The organism is Kitasatospora sp. NPDC052896 (genome assembly GCF_044547075.1).
Lineage (GTDB): Bacteria > Actinomycetota > Actinomycetes > Streptomycetales > Streptomycetaceae > Kitasatospora.
The window spans coordinates 1-1481 of record NZ_JBITZU010000077.1; the positions used below are offsets into that span (position 1 = coordinate 1).

1 protein-coding gene is annotated in these 1481 nt (G+C 69.4%); it reads right to left on the minus strand.

Features of this window, described 5'->3' with window-relative positions:
* A partial coding sequence (locus tag ACIGXM_RS37380; RefSeq protein ID WP_396568582.1) for an ISAzo13 family transposase occupies positions 1–1427 on the minus strand: 1427 nt, incomplete at its 3' end.
* Positions 1428–1481: the final 54 nt, after the last annotated feature.

Genomic DNA, 1481 nt, shown 5'->3' on the forward strand with positions numbered 1-1481 from the left:
GCCCGCCGGGCGCGGCCGCCACGCTGTTCGCTGTAGCGTTCCTGGGCGCGGGCGGCCTGGAGCGGGGCCAACTCGGCACATAGGTAGTCGAGTTCCATTGTGCTCAGCCCGGTCAGTCGCGGATCGGCCAGACGATCGAGGAGAGAGAGGCGCCGGTCGGCGACGCCATGCGCCTCGCGGCTGACGGGCGCGGCCGTCGGCTCAGCGGGTTCGGGCAGCAGGGTGTAGTTCCACTGGCCGTGGGTCTCGTGCTTGACCAGGGGCAGGGCGGCGAAGCGGTCCTTGCTGATCGCGATGCCGGTGGGGTAGTCGCCGGTGTCGAGGTGGGCCTCTACTGTCAGCCCGGTGCGGGTGCGGGTGGCTGCGATCGTCTGGAGTACGACGTCGTGGCTGGTCAGGGGCCTGCCGCGCCAGTTGTGGGTGATGTGGGAGAACAGTCGATGCTCGATCTTGTTCCACTTCGAAGTGCTTGGTGGGAAGTGGCAGACGGTGATCGCGAGGCCGGTCTCGGCGGCCAGCGCGGCCAGCTCGCTCTTCCAGACCCGGTAGCGGTAGCCGTTGGAGCCGCCGGCGTCCGCCGTGATCAGCAGGTGGGATGCTGCTGGGTAGTCGGTCTGCCCGCGCGTCCTCCACCAGCGGCGGATCGACTCGACGGCGAAGGTGGCGGTGTCGTGGTCGACGCCGACGTTGACCCAGCCGGTGTTGCGGGCGATGTCGTAGATGCCGTAGGGGATGGCCTGCTCGACGTCCGGTCCGCTGAAGAAGAAGTGGTGGTCCTCGACCTGGACCGGGTCGCCCTTGGGGCGCCACTCACGTCCGGCCATGGGCAGGCGCCCGATCTGCTCGCGCTTCTTGGTGTCCACGCTGATGACCGGCTCGCCGGCCGCCTGGTGATGCTTGACCTGCTCGTTCAGGTAACGGAACTGGGCATCGCGGTCGGGATGCTGGCTGCCTTCGAGGGTCTTGGCGTTGCCCTGCAGGCTGAAGCCCGCCTGCTTGAGCAGCCGACCCACCGTCGGCGCGGAGACCGGATGACCCTGCCGGCCCAATTCCTCGGCTAGGTGCCGCAGCGACTTCGTCGTCCAACGCAGCGGGGATTCCGGGTCTCCGCGCTCATCGGGCTCGACCAGGGCCATCAGCGCATTCACCACGCCCGGGGCGATCGCCTCGGCCCGCTTGCGGCCCCCGCCCGCAGCGCGAGTCCGCCCGTCAGGCAGCGGCCCGGCGCCGGACTCCAGCTCCGCGACGCCCCGGCGCACGGTGGTCTCGCTCATCCCGGCCGCCTGGGCAGCGGCGCGCACCCCGCCGTGACCGAGCAGCCTCGCCTCGGCCGCCACCGCCAAGCGCCGCTGCCGCTCGTTCAGATGCGGCAGCAACACCGAGAAACGGCAGTCGAGTTGGGACAGCATCTCTTCCGTGATCGCCATACCAGATCAACGATCCATTGCCCTCGAAGCAACAGGTTGATTCCTTACGGCTTC